Genomic DNA, 19316 nt, shown 5'->3' on the forward strand with positions numbered 1-19316 from the left:
GAACCTCCGGGTCAGGGAACAAAGCGGGGGGAAACGCTCCGGCGCAAAGGCCGGAGCGGAACGTCAGGGCGACGATGCTCAGTCGCGGTGCCGGCGGACGGGTTCAGCCGACTCGGCGGACTCCTGCAGACGCGGCTCGAACGGATAGAACGCCGCCTGCGGGGCCTGCGTGGAGAAGCTCGCATTGAGCGCCCCGCCCGCGGCCGGGGCCAGGCTGGACCGCGGCCAGGGCTTGGCCTGCAGGTTGCCCACCTCACCGAACGGGAACTGGCGCGCGGTGGCCGCCGGTACGGCCGGCGTCAGCGGCGCCTGGCTGGCGACCGCACGCTGCGGCTCGGCACTGCGCTCGGCAGCGCTGCGTGCCGCCTGCTGGGTGCGGGTGGCACTGGCGCGGCGCGCATTGGCCACGTCCTGGCGGCGGCTGGCGGCCGCCACGGCGGCAGCCGGAACCGCCGCTACGGCCAGCGCCTGCTCGGCGGCAGAGGCTTCGGTCGCCGGCGCGGGCGCGGGCGGCAGCTCGGCCTGGCTGGCGATGATGGTGGTCGGCGCGTCCAGCGCTGCCGGGTCCGGCAGCTGCTCGCGGGTCATGAACATCGCCACGGCCGCGACGGACGCGGCCAGTGCCGCGCCACCGCCCCAACGACGCCAGCCGCCACGGCGTTCCTTGCGGTCCTGGCTGCGCTCGACATTGGCCTGCATCGCGGGTGCCGGCTCAGCGGCCACGGAAACGCGGACCCGCTCGGCGAAATCGACCGGGGCCGGTGCGCAGGCCTGCCCGCGCAACGCATCGCCCAGCATCTGCCAGCGTTCGTTGCAGCTCGACAACGCCTCATCGTGTTCCAGCCGGCGCAGCATGAAACGCGCTTCATCGGCGGACAGCTCGCCATCGATCAACGAGGACAGCTGCTGCCGGTAATGGGCGTCGAATTTATCGGGGGACGCGCCCCGGGAAGCATCATTGGACATATCGTGGCTCATGCGCGGCTCTTCTCGCGGGTGGCGCTGCCCACATCGAGCAGCGGCCGAAGTTCAGTGTCGATCGCCTCGCGGGCACGGAAGATCCGCGACCGCACGGTGCCGATCGGGCACCCCATCTTCTGCGCGATTTCGTCGTAACTCAGGCCGTCCACCTCGCGCATGGTGATGGCCGACCGCAGCTCTTCAGGCAGCGCCGACACCGCCTTCATCACCGTCTGTTCCAGCTCTTGGCGCATCAACTCGCGTTCGGGCGTGTCGGTGTCGCGCAGGCGCGTGCCGCTGTCGAACTGTTCGGCGTCCCCGATCTCGATGTCATCGGTGGGCGGGCGGCGGTTGTGGGCGGCGAGATGGTTCTTGGCAGTGTTCACGGCGATCCTGTGCAGCCAGGTATAGAACTGGGCGTCGCCACGGAAACTGCCGATCGCGCGATACGCGCGGACGAAAGTGTCCTGGGCCACGTCCTGACATTCACTCCAGTCCGCGATGTAGCGCCCGATCAACGCAATGATCCGATGCTGGTACTTGCGCACCAGGACATCGAACGCCGCGCTCTCGCCACGCTGCACACGTCGGACCAGCTCCAGGTCCAGCTCCTGTGGTGTTTCAACCTCGGCCATGGGGGGCCGCACTCCTGTCAGCCCAACCGACGTCGGGCAATGAGACTGCCAATCCCGGGAAAAGTTCAGCGCTCGATCACACCGCGCCGCACCAGCTTTTAACCACCGTTCCGTTAAGGTTTCCGATCCAGGCAATGGATCGACGGCTTCTCTCCCCCAGCTATAGGGATTTGACGGGGAGGAAACAACCTCTGGATCATAGCCCCCTTCTCCATACACAACCGGATGGAACGTTCCCATGCTCTCAGGCTTCGATGGGCTCCGCTTCTCGCATTGGCACCCGCAGATCCGTGACGATGGCGTCGTCGTGCTCAGCCTCGACCGCCACGACAGCAGCGTCAATGCCATGTCGCAGGACGTGCTGCTCGAGCTGGGCGACCTGATCGAGCGGATCGCGATGGACCCGCCCAAGGCGGTGGTGATCCAGTCGATCAAGGCCGCCGGCTTCATCGCCGGGGCGGACCTGAAGGAATTCCAGGAATTCGACCGCCGCGGCACCGTCAATGACGCGATCCGCCGTGGTCAGAGCACCTACCAGAAGCTGGCCGAACTGCCCTGCCCGACCGTCGCGGCGATCCACGGCCACTGCCTGGGCGGCGGCACCGAGCTGGCCCTGGCCTGCCGTTACCGCGTGGCCTCCAACGATCCGTCCACCCGGATCGGCCTGCCGGAAACCCAGCTGGGCATCTTCCCGGGCTGGGGCGGCAGTTCGCGCCTGCCGCAGCTGGTGGGCGCCCCGGCGGCGATGGACATGATGCTGACCGGCCGCAATCTGTCGGCCTCGGCGGCGCGCAACATCGGCCTGGTCGACAAGGTCGTCGCACCGGCCGTGCTGCTCGATACCGCGGTGTCGCTCGCGCTGAAGGGCACCACCCGCCCGTTCAAGCAGCGCGCGACCGCGTGGATCACCAACACCTGGCTGGCGCGCAAGCTGCTCGCCCCGCAGATGGCCAAGCAGGTCGCCCGCAAAGCGCGCAAGGAGCATTACCCCGCTCCCTACGCGCTGATCAACACCTGGGCTCGCACCGGTGGCAGCCCGATCCAGACCCGTCTGGATGCCGAACGCCGCGCGGTGGTGAAGCTGGCCGGCACCCCGACCGCACGCAACCTGATCCGCATCTTCTTCCTGACCGAGCGGCTGAAGGCTCTGGGCGGCAAGGACCATGGCATCCAGCACGTGCACGTGGTCGGCGCCGGCGTGATGGGCGGCGACATCGCGGCATGGTCGGCTTACAAAGGCTTCAACGTGACCCTGCAGGATCGCGAGCAGCGCTTCATCGACCCGGCCATGGAACGCGCGCAGGCGCTGTTCGCCAAGCGGGTGAAGGACGACAGCAAGCGCCCGGCCGTGGCTGCGCGCCTGAAAGCCGACCTCGCTGGCGAGGGCGTAGCCCAAGCCGATCTGGTGATCGAAGCCATCATCGAAAACCCGGAAGCCAAGCGCGAGCTGTACCAGTCGCTGGAGCCGAGGATGAAGGCCGATGCGCTGCTGACCACCAACACCTCCTCGATCCCGCTGGACGAACTGCGCGACCACATCCAGCGCCCGGCGCAGTTTGCCGGCCTGCATTACTTCAACCCGGTCGCGCAGATGCCGTTGGTGGAAATCATCCATCACGACGGCATGGCGCCGGAGACCGAGCGCCGCCTGGCCTCCTTCTGCAAGGCGCTGGGCAAGTTCCCGGTGCCGGTCGCCGGCACCCCCGGCTTCCTGGTCAACCGCGTGCTGTTCCCGTACATGCTTGAAGCGGCCACCGCGTATGCCGAAGGCGTGCCGGGCCCGGTGCTGGACAAGGCCGCCGTCAAGTTCGGCATGCCGATGGGCCCGATCGAACTGCTCGACACCGTCGGCCTGGATGTGGCCGCCGGCGTGGGCAAGGAACTGGCGCCCTTCCTCGGCCTGCAGGTACCGGCCGCCCTGGCGACCGTGGAACAGGGCAAGCGTGGCAAGAAGGACGGCCAGGGCCTGTACAAGTGGGAGAACGGCCGCGCGCAGAAACCGGACGTCCCCGCCAACGACGAGGTCCCGGCCGATCTGGAAGACCGCCTGATCCTGCCGCTGCTCAACGAAGCGGTGGCCTGCCTGCACGACGGCGTCGTCGCCGACGCCGACCTGCTCGATGCCGGCGTGATCTTCGGCACCGGCTTCGCCCCGTTCCGCGGCGGCCCGATCCAGTACATCCGCGCCACCGGCGCCGATGCACTGGTCGAACGCCTCAAGGTCCTGCAGCAGCGCTACGGCGACCGTTTCGCCCCGCGCCCGGGCTGGGATTCGCCGGTACTGCGCGAACCGGTGATCTGAGCATCGCAACAACGCCAGCGCACGCTGGCGTTGTTGTTTGTGTCCGCTCGCGCGTGAAACCGGAACAACCTGTTACCGATACAGGCCTCCCACCCCCACACCCCGCATGCGATCCTCCCGCTCTGTCCCCGCCAGCGAGACCGCCCGCATGACGACCATCATCGCCCCCCGCATCCATGACATCGGTGGCCTGCAGGTCCGCCGCGCCGTGCCGACCCTGCAGGCGCGCAGCGTCGGTCCGTTCGTGTTCGTCGACCAGATGGGCCCGGCCGTGCTTTCCCCCGGCACCGGAATCGACGTGCGCCCGCACCCGCATATCGGCCTGGCCACCGTCACCTTCCTGTGGTCCGGCGCCATCGGCCACCGCGATACCCTCGGCTCGGACCAGGTGATCCGCCCCGGCGACGTCAACTGGATGACCGCCGGCCGTGGCATCGCCCACTCCGAACGCACGCCCGCCGTCGAACGCGAACACGACCACCCGCTGCACGGCATGCAGACCTGGCTGGCGCTGCCAAAGGATGTCGAAGAAACCGACCCCGCGTTCTACCACCACGCGGCCGCGACCCTGCCCCAGCAGCGCCGCAACGGTGCCTGGCTGCGCGTCATCGCCGGCCGCGCGTACGGCGAAGAATCCCCGGTCAAGGTCTTCGCCGACACCCTCAACGTTGCCATCGATCTCGACGCCGATGCGGAAATCGACCTGGATACCGGCCACGCCGAACGCTCGCTCTACATCCTCGAAGGCCAGGCCCAGCTCGACGGTGTGGACGTCCCTGCCCAGCATCTGATCATTCCCGAGCCCGGTGCACGCGGCCGCCTGCGCGCCAAGACCCCGATCAAGGCGATGCTGATGGGCGGCGAACCGCTCGATGGCCCGCGCCACCTCTGGTGGAACTTCGTCTCAAGCTCCACCGAACGGATCGAACAGGCCAAGCACGACTGGGAAGCCGGTCGCTTCGGCACGATTCCGGGCGACGATAAAGAGTTCATTCCGCTGCCGTCCTATTGAGCTGAAACGACCCCGTCGACCGTTCGTCGGGTGTTGACACCATCGTCACCCCGATGAACCCCGATTCAGCTACGGTGCGCCTGCCCACCCCGGGCATAACGTTGGAGCACGTCGATGAGCATGGGCAAACGTCTGGCCGCCGAGTTCCTGGGCACGTTCTGGCTGGTGTTGGGCGGCTGTGGCAGCGCGGTACTGGCCGCCAACTTCGGTGGCGATGGCAATCCGCTGGGGATCGGCTTTCTGGGCGTGGCGCTGGCCTTCGGCCTGACCGTGCTGACCGGCGCTTACGCGTTCGGGCACGTCTCCGGCGCGCACTTCAATCCCGCGGTCAGTGTCGGTCTGTGGGCCGGCGGCCGTTTCCCCGCCCGTGACCTGCTTCCCTACATCCTGGCGCAGGTGCTGGGTGGCGCGCTGGCCGGTTTCATCCTGCTGCAGATCGCCTCCGGAGCGCCGGGTTTCCAGATCGATGGCAGCCAGGCCGGCGCGTTCGCGAGCAATGGCTACGGCGCCCTCTCACCGGGCGGCTACAGCGTCGCCGCCGCCTTCCTGTGTGAAGTGGTGCTCACCGCGTTCTTCCTGATCGTGATCATGGGCGCGACCCACGGCAACGCGCCAGCCGGCTTCGCCCCGATCGCGATCGGCCTGGCGCTGACGTTGATCCATCTGATCAGCATTCCGGTCACCAATACCTCGGTCAATCCGGCGCGCTCCACCGCCGTGGCGCTGTTCGCCGGCAGCGGCGCGCTCAGCCAGCTGTGGCTGTTCTGGCTGGCACCGCTGCTGGGCGGCCTGATCGGCGGCATCGTCTACAAATGGATGGGGGCCGCGCCCCGCTGACGGTCTCGGCCGGGCGGCCCCTCGGACCGCCCGGCGTCGGCGTAGAAAGATTCACCTGAAACCGTTATTTGTACACTGAGTCACATTCCGTTAAGGTCCCGATCACTCGTCCGACACTGACGGCAGCGAGTGATCCGGTACGCGCGCGGGGAATGCGCCACCACGGCCTGGGTTGTCGACGGCCACCGGAATGCCTGCCAGCGACGGACGCGATCATCGACCTTGGGGGAACCATGAACGTCCTGCGCGCTGTCGTATGTGTGTGTCTGCTGGTCACTGCCGGCGCCGTTGCGGCGCAATCGACCAGCGAATGTCCGTCCCTGCCCGCCAGCAGCGGCCTGCAATGGCAGGAACTCGCCCAACGCGACTTCATCCTGTGCAAGGCCACCGCCGCCGATGGCCGCGAAGTGCTCAGCCTGACCTTGAGCGCCCGCAATCCCGAGCTGCCGTTGAACCGCTCACTACGCCAGGAAAAAGGCAGCTTCGCCGGTGAAACGCTGTACTGGTACCAGCCCGACCTGGGTGGACAGAAACCGCCGGGCTATGAGACGCGCCGGATCACGGTGGTGAAATTCGACAAGAACCGTTTCGCGCAGATTGCGCTGTACGCCGGCGACAAGAGCGAACTGGGTTCGCTGCAAACGCTGGCGCAGGGGATGAACCTGACGCCCTCGGCTGTCGCCGCCGGGCGCTGAGGACGAGGCCGGGACGGTGCACCGCACTCCTCCCGTCATCCACGGTAGCGGCGGCCGCGGGCCGGCGCCTCCCACACTGTCAGGTGTCATGCGCTGGCCGGCCAGCGAGCGGTGCCCCCGTGCCTCAGAAGCGGCCTTCCTGGAAATCCACGAAGGCCTGCATCAGCTCCTGCTTGGTGTTCATCACGAACGGCCCGTGGCGCATCACCGGCTCACGCAGCGGGCGGCCCGCCACCAGAATCAGGCGCGCACCGGTGTCGCCTGCGCGCAGGGTCAGCTGCTCACCGCCGCCCAGCACCGCCATTTCCTGCTTGGCCACGGCGCGCGCATCGTCTCCCTCGCCGATCTCCAGGCCCCCTTCGAACACGTACGCGAAGGCGTTGTGGCCGTCCGGCAGCGTGTAGCTCCAGCCCGCGCGCGCATCCAGGGTGATGTCCAGATACACCGGGTCGGTGGCCGGCTGCACGATCGGCCCCACGGTGTCACCGACCTGGCCGGCGATCACCTTGACCTGCACGCCGTCGGCCGGCGCGGTCACCGGGATGTGGTCCGGCGCGAACTCCTGGTACTTCGGGTCCGTCATCTTGTCGCGCGCCGGCAGGTTCACCCACAGCTGGAACCCACGCATCTGCCCGGATTCCTGCTCGGGCATCTCCGAGTGGATGAGACCGCGGCCCGCCGTCATCCATTGCACGCTGCCCGGCGTGAGCAGGCCCTCGTTGCCGTGGTTGTCCTTGTGCCGCATGCGTCCGTCGAGCATGTAGGTCACGGTCTCGAACCCACGGTGCGGATGGCTGGGGAAGCCGGCGATGTAGTCCTCGGCGCGGTCCGTGCCGAATTCATCCAGCAGCAGGAACGGATCCAGATCGGGCAGCGAGGGGCCACCAATCACCCGCGTCAGGCGCACGCCGGCGCCATCGGAGGTGGCCATGCCACGGATGGTGCGCAGCACGCGCACCGGGGTTGGGCTGCTCATGGTGACTCCAGACTGAGGAAACTGGGTACAAGATGGGCGCAGGCGTCCCCCCGGCCAACGGTCATGCCCGCAACCGATTGTTCCAAGCGTGATGTTCCGGCGACGTGCACAGGCACGCGCCACACCCACCCTACGACCAAAGTACTAGCGGCAAGCCCCCGCCATTGCATTGACCCCGTCAGTGCCAAGGCGGACTCTTACGACGATCTCCAGGGAGACGCAATCTCATGAAAGGCTTTTCGAAACTGGGTTGGGCAGTCATCGCACTGCTTGGCGCATTCTGTCTAGGCACCGTCGCACTGCGCCGCGGTGAACCCATCAATGCGCTGTGGATCGTCGTCGCTGCGGTCTCCATCTATCTCATCGCGTATCGCTTCTACAGCCTGTTCATCGCCGACAAGGTGATGCAGCTCGATCCGACCCGGGCCACGCCCGCGGTGATCAACAACGATGGCCTGGATTACGTCCCGACCAACAAGCACGTCCTGTTTGGCCACCACTTCGCCGCCATCGCCGGTGCAGGCCCGCTGGTCGGCCCGGTACTGGCCGCGCAGATGGGCTACCTGCCCGGCCTGCTCTGGCTGGTGGTGGGCGTGGTCGTGGCCGGCGCGGTGCAGGATTTCATGATCCTGTTCCTCTCCAGCCGCCGCAACGGCCGCTCGCTGGGTGACCTGGTGCGTGAGGAAATGGGGCCGGTGCCTGGCACCATTGCCTTGTTCGGTGCCTTCCTGATCATGATCATCATCCTGGCGGTGCTGGCGATGGTGGTGGTCAAGGCGCTGGCCGAGAGCCCGTGGGGCATGTTCACGGTCATCGCGACCATGCCGATCGCGATCCTGATGGGCGTGTACATGCGCTACATCCGCCCGGGCAAGATCGGCGAGATCTCCGTGGTCGGCCTGATCCTGCTGCTGGCCGCGATCTGGTTCGGTGGCAAGGTCGCCGCCGATCCGGTCTGGGGCCCGGCCTTCACCTTCACCGGCATCCAGATCACCTGGATGCTGATCGGCTACGGCTTCGTCGCCTCGGTGCTGCCGGTGTGGCTGCTGCTGGCCCCGCGCGATTACCTGTCCACCTTCCTCAAGATCGGCACCATCGTGGCGCTGGCGATCGGCATCCTGATCGTCATGCCGGAACTGAAGATGCCGGCCCTGACCCAGTTTGCCGCCAGTGGCGACGGCCCGGTCTGGAAAGGCGGGATGTTCCCGTTCCTGTTCATCACCATCGCCTGCGGCGCGGTCTCCGGTTTCCATGCCCTGATCGCCTCGGGCACTACGCCCAAGCTGCTCGCCAATGAGCGTCACATGCGCTACATCGGCTACGGCGGCATGCTGATGGAATCGTTCGTCGCGGTGATGGCGCTGGTGGCCGCCTCGATCATCGATCCGGGCATCTACTTCGCCATGAACGCACCGGCCGCCGTGATCGGCCCGGATGCGGTCTCCGCTGCGGCCTACATCAGCAATACATGGGGCTTCATCATCACCCCCGAGCAGCTGGAGGCCACCGCCGCGGCCATCGGCGAGCCGACCATCCTGCACCGCGCCGGTGGCGCACCGACGCTGGCAGTGGGCATCGCGCAGATCCTGCACGAGGCGATCCCGAGCGGCAGCAATGCGATGATGGCGTTCTGGTACCACTTCGCGATCCTGTTCGAAGCACTGTTCATCCTCACCGCGGTCGATGCCGGTACCCGTGCCGGTCGCTTCATGCTGCAGGACCTGCTGGGCAACTTCATCCCAGCCCTGAAGAAGACCGAATCATGGACCGCCAACATCATCGCCACCGCCGGTTGCGTGGCGCTGTGGGGCTACCTGCTCTACACGGGTGTGGTGGATCCCTTCGGTGGCATCCAGACCCTGTGGCCGCTGTTCGGCATCTCCAACCAGATGCTGGCCGGTATCGCGCTGATGCTCGGCACCGTGGTGCTGTTCAAGATGAAGCGTGACCGCTTCGCCTGGGTGACCGGCGTGCCGGCCGTGTGGCTGCTGATCTGCACCACGTATGCGGGCCTGATCAAGATCTTCGACAAGAACCCGGCCCAGGGCTTCCTGGCCCAGGCGCACAAGTACCAGGATGCGATCGCCAGCGGCACGCTGACCGCGCCGGCCAAGACCGTCGGCCAGATGCATCAGATCGTGGTCAACGCCTACGTCAACACCGGCCTGACCGTGCTGTTCCTGTTCGTGGTGTTCTCGATCCTGTTCTACGCGATCAAGACCATCTTCATGGCCCGCCGCGCTCCGCAGCGGACCGACAAGGAAACCCCGTACGTGGCGCTTGAGCCGCACCAGATGGCGGACCTGTGATGAGTACTGAACTCGTCCCCGCCGGTCAGTATCAGGCCCACCGCCGCATCTGGCGCCGCCTGGTGCAGACCGCACGGCTGTGCTGCGGCATTCCTGATTACGACAACTACGTCCGGCATGTGCTGGAGAAGCATCCGGACCGTGTGCCAATGGACTACAAGACGTTCTTCCGCGAGCGCCAGGAGGCGCGTTACAGCGGCAAGAACGGGGGACGCTGCTGCTGACCTCTGGTAGCGGATGCACTCGAAAACGGCGGCGCGAAAGCGCCGCCGTTTTTTGTCAGGTCGCGTTTGCCACTGCCTGCGACAGGCCTCAGGGGCAGCCAGCCAGCGCGGCCGGCGCTACTGGAGCGTGAGGGGGCTCAACGTTACCTGTGCATTGTTCGCTGCGCCCATCCGTCCGGTATAGGTCTGACCGCGCTGGAGCAGATAGAAGCTGTCCAGGTAGTCGGTATCGTTGGTGAACCAGCCGCTCGGCATGGCCTTGAGGATCGCACCGCCGATATCGGCAATCACCGCGTACTCCGGGGCGAAGGCGCCCAGCGCCAGCTTCACGCCTTCGGTGAGGGCGATCAGCAGGTCTTTATAGTTGGTGTCGCCATCGTCTTCGAACAGTTGCACGTTGGCGGTGTCGAAACGGTAGTTGCCCCAGATCACCAAGGGTTGGCCCGGGGTGTAATCGGTCTTGTCATGGTCCAGGTACGGCAGTGACACCGTGGCCATCTCCGGCTCTGCCTTGCCTGTCTGCAGCCCGGACACCACGGCGAACACTTCCGCGCCGCCCAACGCCCATGGCTCGCCGTCATTGGCCAGGCGGATACGGTCAAGCCGGGTGACATCCAGGGAGGTCGCTCCATCGGCGGCCACCGTGAGCCGGTCGGCCGACTGCAGTCCCCTCGCCTGCAACCCGGCATTGATCAGGGCCATGCCTTCCTGGACCGCCTGCCCGGTATCGATGTCCACGATCAATACCGGGAAGGTCGGGGCTACCTGCGCGTCCAGCAGATGCTGACGCCCGTGCCGGTCGTAGGCCACCAGGGAGGTCCAGGTGCGGTCGTCTCCCTTGGGCAACACTGCCACCCAGAGATCGGCAGGCGCCACTGCGCTCAGCGTCTGCCCGGCAGGCACGAAGCTGCGGACCTGCAGCAACCCACGATCTGCGGCCAGCAGGCCCTTGTACCGGCGGACCAGATCATCGCGTTCGGACAGCATCCGCGACGCCAGGCTGTTCCCTCCCGGATCGCTCTCGGCCAGGACCGCGGTCAACGGCAGCCCGCGCCCGGGGTGCGCCGCCAGCGCATCGACGAGGGCGCCGGCCCGTGCCGGCTGCCCGAGCCACGCAGCCACATCGCGTGCACTTGCATCGGCCACGGCGTGCACACCCCCTCGCTCGCCCGGGGCGGCCTTTACGGACACTGCAGAAGCGAACATCAGTACGCCGGCGGTGATCACCGACATCAACACGTCTTTCGTCTTCATCGTGCTTCCTGATAGGTGTCGACTGCCGTCGACAAAGGATCCATGCCATGCGCGTTCGGCGCACAGCACAGTGCATGCCGCCGGACCTTACGCGGCGGTGCCAGCACGATTCCGTACGCCTTTCACAGTTCGTGTCGCATGCAGCCATTTCTGACACCGGCGCGTGACCTGGGTCCCAGACGCATGCCGTTCAGCGGATCATCGCCGCCCAAAAAAAGAGGCGGCCATCAAGGCCGCCCCGGAAGTCGACAACGTGGCGCGCGCTTACGCGCCCGCCATCCATTTCAGGATCAGCCCGGTCACATACGCCAGGCCGGTACCGGTGGCATAGCCCACAGTGCCCAGCAGCACGCCGACCGGCGCCAGCGACGGATGGAACGCGGCGGCGACCACGGGGGCCGATGCGGCTGCACCGATATTGCCCTGCGAGCCGATCGCGAAGAAGAACAGCGGCGCACGCAGCAGTTTGGCGGCGATCCACAGCACCAGGATGTGGGTCAGCATCCAGATCGCGCCGAGCGCGAACAGCCACGGACGATCGAGCAGCGAGAGCAGGTCCATCTGCATGCCGATGCAGGCGATCAGGAAATACAGGAACAACGTGCCCAGCCGCGAAGCACCGGCCGACTCCAGCCGCCGCGCACGGGTGAAGCTCAGGCCCAGGCCGAGCGCCGTGGACAACAGCACCACCCAGACGAACGCGCTGTCCAGGCTGAACTGACTGGCCCAGCTCACATTGGCTTTGAACCAGCCGCTCAGCGGCGCCGCGATGGCATGCGCCAGGCCGACGCCGCCCAGCGCCACGCCGACGATCACCATCAAGTCGGTCAGGCTGGGAATACGCGCGTTCTGCGCCTCGTAGGCGGAAATCCGCGCCTTCATCTCATCGATGGCGCGGGTATCGGCGCCATTGCGCGTGTCGATCTGCTGGGCGCGGTTGGCCAGGAACAACAGCACCGCCATCCACAGGCTCGCGCAGGCCACATCGACCACAGCGAACTGGCCGAAGGTGGTCGCATCCGTGCCGAACACTTCACGCATCGCCACCATGTTGGCACCGCCGCCGATCCAGCTGCCGGCCAACGCGGCCATGCCCTTCCAGGTATCGCCAGCCACCGTGGCCGGGTGGATCCAGGACATCGCCTGGAACGAGACGATCGCACCGAGAATGATGCCCAGCGTGCCGGCGCAGAACACCACCAGCAGCTTCGGGCCCAGCTTCAGGATGCCTTTCAGATCGATCGAGAGCGTCAGCAGCACCAGCGCGGCGGGCAGCAGCACGTCACGCGCGATCGGGTTGTAGAGCGAGGTGTTGTGGCCGTCGATGAGGCCGGCGGTGTTGTAGATGGCCGGGATGAAGTAGCACAGCAGCAGGGCCGGCACCCACGCGAAAATTTTCTTGAGGATCGGGGTCGGGCCGCTGGCGGCCCAGAAGATCACGGCAAGGGTAGCGGCGATCAGGCCGAGGCCGACAATGTCATTGGTGATCAGGGCAGTACTGGGTTCGGTCGGCATCACGCCATCCTCTGTCGATCGAAGGGATAAAAAAAAGCGCCGCATAGAGCGGCGCCTCCGGAGCTTAACATTGTCTTCACGACGCCACACTTTGCAGCGCAGCGCTCGGGCTGATTACGTCTCAGGCAGCGACGGACGTCCGTTGGCCTCCGTCAGCGAGGCACCCAGATCGAGAATCACACAGGTTCCGCGTGGCACGCAGGGTGCGATCTGCAGCGCCCAGCCCAGGTGTTCACAGAGCCGGGCGATCAGCTCCAGCCCGATCCCGCTCTGCTCATTGCGGTCACCCCGTGCCATGCGTGCGTGCACGGCGGCGATTTCTTCCGGACTCATGCCCAGCCCGGGATCCTGCAGGGTCACCACCGCCTGATCGGACACCTGGATGTGGATGGTGCCGCGGCCGCTGTTCTCGATCGCGTTGCGCAGCAGATTGCCGATCGCCGCCTGGACCACGCCCAGTGGCGCGACGATATCCACCCGCGCCAGACCATCGATCTCGAAGTGCAGGTCCTTATCGCCCATCAGGTGACGATGGTCTTCAATGATGTCCGGCACCAGCAGATCCAGCGGAATGCGCTCGCCCAGTGCCGCCAGCCGTGCCGGATCGCGCGCCAGCACCAGCAGCAGCTGGATCAGCTGCTCCACGCCTTGGGCCGTGCGATGCACACGCTGCATCTGCTGGCGGGCGCGGTCGGAAATCTCCGGCTGGCCCAGCGCAAGCTCGGCGGCCCCGGTGATCACCGCGATCGGCGTGCGCAGTTCATGGCTGGCCGTGCTGATGAAGATCCGCTCGCGTTCAACGAACTGTTCGTTGCGCGCCAGATAGTCGTTCAACGCATTGGCGATCACGTACAGCTCGGAGCTGGCGCGCGGGTCCACCTCCACCCGCTGCCCGGGCACCCCCGGGTGCAGGTCGTCGATGCGTTTGGCCAGCGAGCTCAGCGGCCGCACCAGACGACCGACGCCGAAGGACGCCATCAACACGGTGACGATGATCATCAGCACGCCGGCCAGCAGCACCCAGCGCGTGGCGAACTGTTCCAGCTCGTGAAAATCGTTGATGTCCAGCACCAGCGCCAGCCGCCCCAGCTGCGCGGTTTCGCGGACCATCACCGCGCTGGCGCGCCCGTTGACCTCCACACCGTCGTGCAACCCTGGATGCAACGTGCGCAGGCTTTCCGGCACCGTCGGGCTGCCGTTGAGGTAGAACAACCGCAGCGTGTCCGAATCCTGCCAGCGGTAATGCGGCTCGTGCTCGATGTGGTTGACGATGCTGTCCAGCTCGGAGTTGAGCAGCGCGCGCCATGCCGAGTGCTCGGCGTGTTCGTGCACGTAGTTGCCCACGCTGAACACCGCCAGCGAGATCAGCGCCAGGTAGCCCAGCAACCACCAGACCATGCGCCGGTGCATCGGTGCTGGCGTTGGCGTGCGCTTATGCCGCGTCATCTGCACTGTCCGCAGCCGACACACCCAAGCGGTAACCAACCCGCGGCAAGGTATGGATCAACTTCTGCTGGAACGGGCCATCCACGCTGCGACGCAGCTCGTAGACATGCGAGCGCAGCAGATCGCCATCGGGCAACTCGTCGCCCCATAGCGCGAACTCCAGCTGCTGGCGAGTGACCGCGCCAGGGCTGGCCCGCATCAGCACTTCCAGCAGCTTGCGGCAGGCCGGGTACAGATGCAGCACCTTGCCGTCGCGATGCGCTTCCAGCGTCGCCAGGTCGAGCTTGAGGTCGGCCACTTCCAGCACCTTGCGCGGGTTGCGTCCCTTGGCCCGCACCATCAATGCTTCCAGGCGCACTTCCAGCTCGGGCAGTGCGAAGGGCTTGGTCAGATAGTCATCGGCGCCGGCACGGAAGCCGGCGATCTTGTCCGGCAGTTCATCGCGTGCGGTCAGCATGATCACCGGCGCTTCCGAACCGTGGTCGGCGCGCAGCCGTCGCAGCACTTCCGGGCCTTCCATGCGCGGCAGCATCCAGTCCAGGATCAGCGCGTCATAGGGCTGCGACACGGCCAGGTGCAGGCCGGTCACCCCGTCGGGCGCGACATCGAGCACATGGCCCCGCGCCTCGAAATAATCGAATAGATTGGCAACCAGCTGACGGTTGTCTTCAATGACCAGCAGCCGCATGGGAGACTCTCGTGACCGGTTGAGCGCATGGTAGCGGCAACCATGTCGGAATCCGGTCGCAATGGGGTGGTTACGACGCTTTTCCTACGCTGTCGGGGAGACAGTGGCTGTTTTGCCGACGAGCCTGCGCGTGCCTGACTCCTTCTTCCTACGGCGATGGCCGCGCGTGCTGGTCTGCCTCGCCCTGCTGCTGGCACTGGCCGCCGGCATCGGCCTGCGCCAGCCCTCCCCGCCCGATGAACCGCGTTTCGTGCTCGCAGCACGGGCCATGGTCGAGTCCGGCCAGTGGCTGCTGCCCCATCGTGGCAGCGAGCTGTATGCGGAAAAGCCACCGGTCTTCATGTGGATGCAGGCGGCCAGCCATCAACTGTTCGACGGCTGGGCCCTCGCCTTTCTGGTCCCCTCGCTGCTGGCCGCGCTGCTCACGCTGTGGCTGACCTGGGACCTCGGCCGACGCCTGTGGACCCGACGCATCGGCTGGTGGGCGACGCTCGCCTTGTTCAGCTGCCTGCAGTTCGGCCTGATGGCCAAACGCGCGCAGATCGACATGGTGCTGGTGGCGATGACGACCCTCTCGCTGTGGGGGCTGCTGCGCCACCTGCTGGAGCGCCGCAACCGGCCGGTGCTGTGGCTGGCCGGCTTCGCCGCCGGGCTGGGCACGGTCACCAAGGGCGTGGGCTTCCTGCCGCTGCTGGTGCTGGTGCCGTTTGCCCTGTGGCGCTGGCGCGCCCGTGGCACGACGCTGCCGCCAGGCACCGCGCGCGATCTGTGGTGGCTGCTGCCGGCCTTCCTGCTCGGCACCGCGGTCTGGCTGGCACCGCTGGGGGTGGCGCTGCTGCACTCGCCCGACCCCGCCCTGCACGCCTATGCACGCGAACTGCTGTTCAAGCAGACCGGCACCCGCTACGCCAACGCCTGGCACCACGTGAAGCCGGCTTGGTACTACCTGCAGGTAATGGTGACCTTGTGGCTGCCCGGCAGCTTGCTGCTGCCGGCGCTGATCCCGGCCTGGTGGCGCCGCCTCACCCGCCTGGATGGGCGCTGGTGGCTGCTGCTGGGTTGGGCCGTGCTGGTGCTGGTCTTCTTCAGCGCCAGCCCAGGCAAGCGCGAGGTATACATCTTCCCGATGCTGCCTGCGCTGTGCCTGGCCGCCGCACCGCTGCTGCCCGGTCTGCTGCGCCGGGCCTGGCTCCGCTGGCTGCTGTGGGGGTATGTCGTCGTCCTCGGCGCTGCTGCGCTGTACATGGGTACCCAGCTGTTGGGCGGCAGCGATTGGGCGCACGCGCAGTTGGCGCGGCGCGCGATGCCCGACTCGCTGCTGCCGGTGCTCGGCGGCTGGCTGATCGCCTTCGGCGTGGCGCTGCTGGCCTTGGCACTGTGGTGGCGGCAACGGCGCGCGGGCGCACTGGTGGTGGCGACCGCCTTCCTGCTCTGGAATCTGTACGGCTGGGTGCTGATGCCGACCCTGGACCCGTACAGCTCCGCCTCGGCGGTGAAGCAGCGCGTGGGCGCTCGGATCGGGCCGGATGCCGAACTGGGCGTGGTCGCCTGGCGCGAGCAGAACCTGCTGCAGGCCGACCGCCCCGTCACCGATTTCGGTTTCAAGACGCCGTGGGAGCAGCAATGGCAGGCCGCCGGCCCGTGGCTGGCGCAGGCGCCAGCACAGCGCTGGCTGCTGGTGCTTGATGAGGCGATCAGCCCGTGCGTGGATCCCTCGGCGGTGATCGAGATCGGCAGCGCCAACCGCAACCGCTGGCTGCTGTTCCCGGGCAGCGCGTGGCGAGCGGACTGCCATGCCGCAGTGACGGCCAGCGACACCGGGCAGGACGAAGAAGACTGAACGATGGGCCGCGCTTAACCGACGGGCAACATCGCTCCGACCGCTCTCCGACACCCCGCTGACGACCATGGCGCCGGAATCTCCCGCCGGCCCCTTTGTCCATGTTCCCAGCGTCCATCGTTGACCTTTCCTCCGCGCCAGTGGCGACAGCCACGCCGCACTTCCTCCGCGACCACCTATGGGTTCCGCTGGCGTTGACCCTGCTCGCCAGCGCTGCGCTGATGGGCGCCGGGGGCGACCAGTGGCTGGCCGACCAGTGGTATCGCCTGGAGGGGCGGCAGTGGGCGCTGCAGAACGCCTGGTTCACCACTCACCTGGTCCATCAGGCCGGCAAATGGGCCAGCAGTGTGGCGGCGCTCGTGGCCATCGTGCTGTGCTTCCACGCCTGGCGCAGTGAGCGCGCCGTCGCGTGGCGCTGGCCGCTGCTGTATCTGGTGCTGGCGGTGGCGCTGGGGACCGGTCTGGTCTCGCTGCTCAAGTCACTGACCAACATGGACTGCCCGTGGGATCTCACCCGCTACGGCGGCACCCGCGGGTTCATCGGCCTGTTCGCCACACGCCCACCGGGCATGCCGCGCGGGGTCTGCTTCCCCGGCGGGCACTCCAGCGCGGGTTTTGCGTGGGTCAGCCTGTACTTCTTCGCCCTGATGATGCGCCCCGCCTGGCGCAGGCGCGGCCTGGCGGTCGGCCTGCTGACCGGCGGCGTCTTCGGGTTCTCGCAGCAACTGCGTGGCGCGCATTTCCTGTCACATGATCTGTGGACACTGGCCATCTGCTGGGTGGTATCGCTGGGCCTGTACCTGCTGGTTGAACGCATCCGGCTGCGCGAACGCAGCACGGCGCCCGTCGGTGCGCAGGGAGACGCGGCATGAGCGCCACCCTCCCGCATGCTACACGCTTCCCGGCGCTGGCTACCTTGCGTGCCTGGCGCCCGCAGTGCACGACCGAGACCCTCATCCTGCTCACCAGCGTGTTCTTCGCGCTGGCCTGCAATGGGCTGTTCTGGCACAGCGCGATGGCGACCCACCCGGGCAGCGTCCGCTTCGCGCTCTCGCTGCTGCTGTTCCTGGTCGGCGCGCACAGTCTGTTGATGGGCCTGCTGGTCTGGCGATGGAATGCCAAAGTCGTGATCAGCGTGCTGCTGATCGGCACCGCACTGGCCGCGCACTACATGAGCAGTTACCACATCTATCTGGATGCGGACATGCTGCGCAACGTGCTGGCGACCGATCACAAGGAAAGCGGCGAGCTGATCACGCCTACGCTGATCCTGCCGCTGCTGCTGTTGGCCTTCGCTCCCATGCTGCTGCTGTGGCGCGTGCAGCTGCGCCGACGCACGCTGGGCGGCGCGCTGCTGTGGCGCATCGGTTTCCTGCTGCTGTCGACCCTGATCGCCTTCGGCGGTGCGATGCTGTCCTTTCAGGAAATGTCATCGCTGATGCGCAACCAGCGCGAGGTGCGTTACCTGGCCACGCCCGGCAACTTCCTGCTCGGCCTGCCCAAGGCGCTGCGCGGCGACAATCCGATCCAGCGCGCTCCCAAGCTGCCGATCGGCATGGATGCCAAAGCGACCCCACGTGCGTCAGGCGGCCGCCCGCGCCTGCTGGTGATCGTGATGGGCGAGACCGCACGCGCGCAGAACTGGGGCCTCAACGCCTATGCCAGGCAGACCACGCCGGAACTGGCCCAGGCCGGGGTGATCAACTTCCCCGACATGCACTCATGCGGCACCAGTACCGAGGTCTCCCTGCCGTGCCTGTTCTCGCCGTATGGGCGGCATGACTACGACGAAACGAAGATCCGCGCACACCAGTCACTGCTGCACGTGCTGGACCACGCGGGCATCAGCACCTTGTGGCGCGACAACCAGTCCGGCTGCAAGGGCGTGTGCGAAGGCCTGGAAATGCAGCCACTGGACGATGCCAGGCACCCGACCCTGTGCGCCAACGGGCGTTGCATGGACGAGATCCTGATCGACGATCTGGCCACCCAGGTCCGCGCCAGGCCGGGAGACCGCGTGGTGGTGCTGCACCAGCTGGGCAACCACGGGCCGAGCTATTTCGAGCGCTATCCGGCGCGCTTCCGTCGCTTCACGCCGACCTGCGACACGCCGGATCTGGGCAAGTGCAGTCGCGAGCAGATCACCAACAGTTACGACAATGCGCTGCTGTACACCGATCACCTGCTCTCGCGCACGATCGGCACGCTGAAGGGCATGGACGACTACGACACGGCGATGATCTACCTCTCCGACCACGGTGAATCGCTCGGCGAAAAGGGCCTGTATCTGCACGGCGTGCCGTATGCAATCGCGCCGCAGGAGCAGACCCGCGTGCCGATGACGATGTGGTTCTCGCCGTCCTTCGCGGCCAACCGTGGGCTCAACCTGGCCTGCGTGCGGCAGCGGGCGGGCAAGTACACCGACCACGACAATCTGTTCCCGTCGGTACTCGGACTGATGCAGGTCAAGACGTCGGTGTATGAACGTGACCGGGATCTGTTTGCGTCGTGCGAGGTTTGAAGCGGAACGACCACTGCTGTCAGCTATTCGCTCTTCCGTTTGGGTCGAGGCAGGCCATACCGTGGCGGGACGCGCCGTAAACCCATCCATGGGGGCTCGACG

Annotated in this window: 16 protein-coding genes; 9 read left to right on the top strand and 7 right to left on the bottom strand. The window is 66.9% G+C overall.

Annotated elements, in window-relative coordinates:
• Window positions 1–78 precede the first annotated feature (78 nt).
• The gene (locus tag ABE463_RS11620; protein ID WP_346468268.1) at window positions 79–978 is read right to left on the bottom strand and encodes a sigma-E factor negative regulatory protein; all 900 of its coding nucleotides are present in this window, start codon (window positions 976–978) and stop codon (window positions 79–81) included.
• Window positions 975–1595, bottom strand: a complete 621-nt coding sequence (gene rpoE / locus ABE463_RS11625; RefSeq protein WP_123730518.1) for an RNA polymerase sigma factor RpoE — start codon at window positions 1593–1595, stop codon at window positions 975–977. Before rpoE ends, ABE463_RS11620 begins: the two co-directional genes overlap by 4 nt.
• Window positions 1596–1833: 238 nt before the next feature.
• Here rpoE and ABE463_RS11630 point away from each other — a divergent pair, with 238 nt between their 5' ends.
• The 4 genes from ABE463_RS11630 to ABE463_RS11645 all read left to right on the top strand — a co-directional run bounded on the left by ABE463_RS11630 (window position 1834) and on the right by ABE463_RS11645 (window position 6441).
• Entirely contained in the window at window positions 1834–3897 is a 2064-nt protein-coding gene (locus tag ABE463_RS11630) for a 3-hydroxyacyl-CoA dehydrogenase NAD-binding domain-containing protein (RefSeq protein ID WP_346468269.1), read from the top strand.
• 148 nt (window positions 3898–4045) lie between these two features.
• The gene (locus tag ABE463_RS11635; RefSeq protein ID WP_346468270.1) at window positions 4046–4909 is read left to right on the top strand and encodes a pirin family protein; all 864 of its coding nucleotides are present in this window, start codon (window positions 4046–4048) and stop codon (window positions 4907–4909) included.
• 114 nt (window positions 4910–5023) lie between these two features.
• Window positions 5024–5746 carry an aquaporin Z gene (gene aqpZ / locus ABE463_RS11640; RefSeq protein WP_313211350.1) on the top strand — a complete coding sequence of 241 codons (723 nt, stop codon included), beginning with the start codon at window positions 5024–5026 and terminating at the stop codon, window positions 5744–5746.
• 233 nt (window positions 5747–5979) lie between these two features.
• Entirely contained in the window at window positions 5980–6441 is a 462-nt protein-coding gene (locus ABE463_RS11645) for a hypothetical protein (RefSeq protein WP_346468271.1), read from the top strand.
• Between the two features lie 124 nt (window positions 6442–6565).
• Here ABE463_RS11645 and ABE463_RS11650 read toward each other — a convergent pair whose 3' ends face one another.
• Entirely contained in the window at window positions 6566–7417 is an 852-nt protein-coding gene (locus tag ABE463_RS11650; RefSeq protein WP_346468272.1) for a pirin family protein, read from the bottom strand.
• A 227-nt stretch (window positions 7418–7644) separates the two neighbouring features.
• Between ABE463_RS11650 and ABE463_RS11655 the strand changes: the two genes are divergently transcribed.
• Entirely contained in the window at window positions 7645–9726 is a 2082-nt protein-coding gene (locus ABE463_RS11655) for a carbon starvation CstA family protein (protein WP_259259523.1), read from the top strand.
• Window positions 9726–9950, top strand: a complete 225-nt coding sequence (locus ABE463_RS11660) for a CstA-like transporter-associated (seleno)protein (protein WP_019183464.1) — start codon at window positions 9726–9728, stop codon at window positions 9948–9950. Before ABE463_RS11655 ends, ABE463_RS11660 begins: the two co-directional genes overlap by 1 nt.
• 117 nt (window positions 9951–10067) lie before the next feature.
• Here ABE463_RS11660 and ABE463_RS11665 read toward each other — a convergent pair whose 3' ends face one another.
• From ABE463_RS11665 to ABE463_RS11680, 4 genes are all read right to left on the bottom strand, one after another.
• Window positions 10068–11204 (bottom strand): DUF3103 family protein, encoded by a 1137-nt coding sequence (locus ABE463_RS11665; protein ID WP_346468273.1) that lies wholly within the window; start codon window positions 11202–11204, stop codon window positions 10068–10070.
• Window positions 11205–11468: 264 nt separating this feature from the next.
• A complete protein-coding gene (locus tag ABE463_RS11670; RefSeq protein WP_346468274.1) occupies window positions 11469–12719 on the bottom strand; it encodes a DUF819 family protein in 1251 nt (416 codons plus the stop codon).
• A gap of 114 nt (window positions 12720–12833) precedes the next feature.
• On the bottom strand, window positions 12834–14165 hold the full coding sequence (locus tag ABE463_RS11675) for a HAMP domain-containing sensor histidine kinase (protein ID WP_346468275.1): 1332 nt from the start codon (window positions 14163–14165) through the stop codon (window positions 12834–12836).
• Window positions 14152–14853 (bottom strand): response regulator transcription factor, encoded by a 702-nt coding sequence (locus ABE463_RS11680; protein WP_346468276.1) that lies wholly within the window; start codon window positions 14851–14853, stop codon window positions 14152–14154. Before ABE463_RS11680 ends, ABE463_RS11675 begins: the two co-directional genes overlap by 14 nt.
• A gap of 130 nt (window positions 14854–14983) precedes the next feature.
• Between ABE463_RS11680 and ABE463_RS11685 the strand changes: the two genes are divergently transcribed.
• The 3 genes from ABE463_RS11685 to ABE463_RS11695 all read left to right on the top strand — a co-directional run bounded on the left by ABE463_RS11685 (window position 14984) and on the right by ABE463_RS11695 (window position 19214).
• Window positions 14984–16693, top strand: coding sequence for a glycosyltransferase family 39 protein (locus ABE463_RS11685; protein ID WP_346468277.1), 1710 nt, complete (start codon window positions 14984–14986; stop codon window positions 16691–16693).
• Between the two features lie 101 nt (window positions 16694–16794).
• Window positions 16795–17565: a phosphatase PAP2 family protein gene (locus tag ABE463_RS11690; RefSeq protein ID WP_346468278.1), complete on the top strand. Its 771-nt coding sequence runs from the start codon at window positions 16795–16797 to the stop codon at window positions 17563–17565.
• Complete coding sequence (locus ABE463_RS11695; RefSeq protein WP_346468279.1) at window positions 17562–19214, top strand: phosphoethanolamine--lipid A transferase; 1653 nt, start codon at window positions 17562–17564, stop codon at window positions 19212–19214. The genes ABE463_RS11690 and ABE463_RS11695 overlap by 4 nt, the downstream gene beginning before the upstream one ends.
• The last annotated feature ends 102 nt before the right edge of the window (window positions 19215–19316 follow it).

Source organism: Stenotrophomonas sp. TWI819 (assembly GCF_039673075.1).
GTDB lineage: Bacteria > Pseudomonadota > Gammaproteobacteria > Xanthomonadales > Xanthomonadaceae > Stenotrophomonas > Stenotrophomonas rhizophila_B.

Excerpts from the sequence above, each read along its gene's own strand:
- ABE463_RS11620 (WP_346468268.1), bottom strand. The coding sequence starts at position 978 with ATGAGCCACGATATGTCCAATGATGCTTCCCGGGGCGCGTCCCCCGAT.
- rpoE (WP_123730518.1), bottom strand. The coding sequence starts at position 1,595 with ATGGCCGAGGTTGAAACACCACAGGAGCTGGACCTGGAGCTGGTCCGA.
- ABE463_RS11630 (WP_346468269.1), top strand. The coding sequence starts at position 1,834 with ATGCTCTCAGGCTTCGATGGGCTCCGCTTCTCGCATTGGCACCCGCAG.
- ABE463_RS11635 (WP_346468270.1), top strand. The coding sequence starts at position 4,046 with ATGACGACCATCATCGCCCCCCGCATCCATGACATCGGTGGCCTGCAG.
- aqpZ (WP_313211350.1), top strand. The coding sequence starts at position 5,024 with ATGAGCATGGGCAAACGTCTGGCCGCCGAGTTCCTGGGCACGTTCTGG.
- ABE463_RS11645 (WP_346468271.1), top strand. The coding sequence starts at position 5,980 with ATGAACGTCCTGCGCGCTGTCGTATGTGTGTGTCTGCTGGTCACTGCC.
- ABE463_RS11650 (WP_346468272.1), bottom strand. The coding sequence starts at position 7,417 with ATGAGCAGCCCAACCCCGGTGCGCGTGCTGCGCACCATCCGTGGCATG.
- ABE463_RS11655 (WP_259259523.1), top strand. The coding sequence starts at position 7,645 with ATGAAAGGCTTTTCGAAACTGGGTTGGGCAGTCATCGCACTGCTTGGC.
- ABE463_RS11660 (WP_019183464.1), top strand. The coding sequence starts at position 9,726 with ATGAGTACTGAACTCGTCCCCGCCGGTCAGTATCAGGCCCACCGCCGC.
- ABE463_RS11665 (WP_346468273.1), bottom strand. The coding sequence starts at position 11,204 with ATGAAGACGAAAGACGTGTTGATGTCGGTGATCACCGCCGGCGTACTG.
- ABE463_RS11670 (WP_346468274.1), bottom strand. The coding sequence starts at position 12,719 with ATGCCGACCGAACCCAGTACTGCCCTGATCACCAATGACATTGTCGGC.
- ABE463_RS11675 (WP_346468275.1), bottom strand. The coding sequence starts at position 14,165 with ATGACGCGGCATAAGCGCACGCCAACGCCAGCACCGATGCACCGGCGC.
- ABE463_RS11680 (WP_346468276.1), bottom strand. The coding sequence starts at position 14,853 with ATGCGGCTGCTGGTCATTGAAGACAACCGTCAGCTGGTTGCCAATCTA.
- ABE463_RS11690 (WP_346468278.1), top strand. The coding sequence starts at position 16,795 with ATGTTCCCAGCGTCCATCGTTGACCTTTCCTCCGCGCCAGTGGCGACA.
- ABE463_RS11695 (WP_346468279.1), top strand. The coding sequence starts at position 17,562 with ATGAGCGCCACCCTCCCGCATGCTACACGCTTCCCGGCGCTGGCTACC.